The 1,716-nt window shown below is 70.6% G+C and carries 1 protein-coding gene; it reads right to left on the reverse strand.

Features of this window, described 5'->3' with window-relative positions:
* The coding region (locus ACWCYO_RS31910) for an SGNH/GDSL hydrolase family protein (protein WP_449786151.1) at positions 1-1,561 on the reverse strand (1,561 nt) is incomplete at its 3' end.
* Positions 1,562-1,716: the final 155 nt, after the last annotated feature.

Genomic DNA, 1,716 nt, shown 5'->3' on the forward strand with positions numbered 1-1,716 from the left:
ACAGGTTGCCCGTGGAGTCTTCACGTGCGATGAGGTCGGCGTGGCCGGTGCCGCGGAAGTCTCCTGCGGTGGTCTGCGAGAACGGACCCCAACCGTCGGTGAGGTCGACCGGAGCGGCGAAGCTCCCGGCGCCGTCGCCGGCCCACTCGTACAGGTGGCCGTCAGAGTCGTTGCGGGCGACGATGTCGCTGCTGCCCTTCCCGTGGAAGGCGCCGGCCGTGGTCTGGGAGAAGTTCAGGGTGAGCCTGGCCGATGTGAGCGGCGGCGCGATGACGTTGGCGAGGGCCTGGTTGCCGTTGCTGTTGAGGTGCAGGTGGTCGTCGCCGTGGTCGTAGTAGCCGGCGAACAGACTGCTCGGAGTCAGCGGGTCGCGGGTCGCCCGGTCGAAGTCGTAGAAGCCGTCGATGTCCTTGGTGGTGCGGATGTAGCTGTTCACGCACTGGCGGACCTGCTCCCCGGCCGTGGTGTAGCCGGTGTAGCCCTGGTAGGCGGGGATGGTGGCCGCGGTGAACCTCAGCCCGGCCGCATGCGAGCGGGCTGCCAGTTGCTGGATCGCCGACTCGATCGATGCGTCGGAGGCGCCGTCCATGGTGATGTCGTTGATGCCCTCGTAGAGCACGACGCTCTGCACACCGGCCTGTGAGAGCACGTCCCGGTCGAAGCGGTTGAGCGCGCTCTGCCCGTAGGGGGTTCGGCCGCCGGACCCGTCGTTGAGCAGCCGGTTGCCGGAGATGCCCTTGTTAACGATCCCCATCGGCGCCGGTTGGGCGGTCAGGACGCGCCCGTAGTCGTCGACCCAGCGGGTGTTGGAGTCCGGGGTGGTGTGGCCGCCGTCCACTTGGGAGTCGCCGAGGGCCACCACCGTGCCGCCGCCACTGGCGGCTGTGACGTCGAGTCCGCTGAGGTAGGCCCACTGGCCGAAGCGAGTGGGGAGGTTCGTGCCGTCCTGGTCCTGGGTGTGGTCGGCGCCGTCACCGGAGACAGAGGTGTAGGAGGTGGTGAGCGTATAGGCGTGGTACGGCGCGGTGGTGACCCCGTTGGGCAGCCAGAGGCTGACCAGCAGGTTCTGGTCGGCCGTGATCGGGAACGCGGCCGCGTCGCTGTAGACGTCGCCGCCCGGGGGGATGACGGTCTGCTGGGATCCGTTGAACATCAGGGTGACCGGCGTGGCGGCGGCCGTGGAGCCGCCTTGCTGGGCGGCGATGGTGACGTGCCCGATGGTCACAGGATCGGGGCTGAAGGTGTTCACCAGGTGGATGCGGGCGTTGCTTCCACCGATGCTGGTGTGGATCACCATGCGCAGGGTCTGCTGCCCGGTCACGCCCGAGGAGGCGGAGGTGCCGGCCGAGCCCATGGCGGTTCCCCAGCTCCCGGTCCACGGTGAGAGCGGCGGCCTGGGCGTGTCGGAGGCGGGCAGCGCGGCGGGTCCCGGCCCGCAACTGGTGGCGGCGTGCGCGTGGTTGGCCAGCGGCAGCGGTGCGAGCAGTGCGATGGCCAGGACTGATGCTGTCCCGAGCGACGTGCGGCCGCGCGGTTCGCGTGCACCGGTGGTCGAGCCCATGGGTTTCCTCTCGTCGATGGATGCGGACGCGGCGCGGCTGCCGCCCGGTGACGCCGGGCGGCTCGGGCCGGTGCTGGCCGCGCTGATGGCCAAGGACCCGGCCGACCGGCCGAGCGCGGACGAGGCGGCGCGGATGCTGGCCGAGGTGCAGGCCG

It is taken from the genome of Kitasatospora sp. NPDC001683, assembly GCF_053596495.1.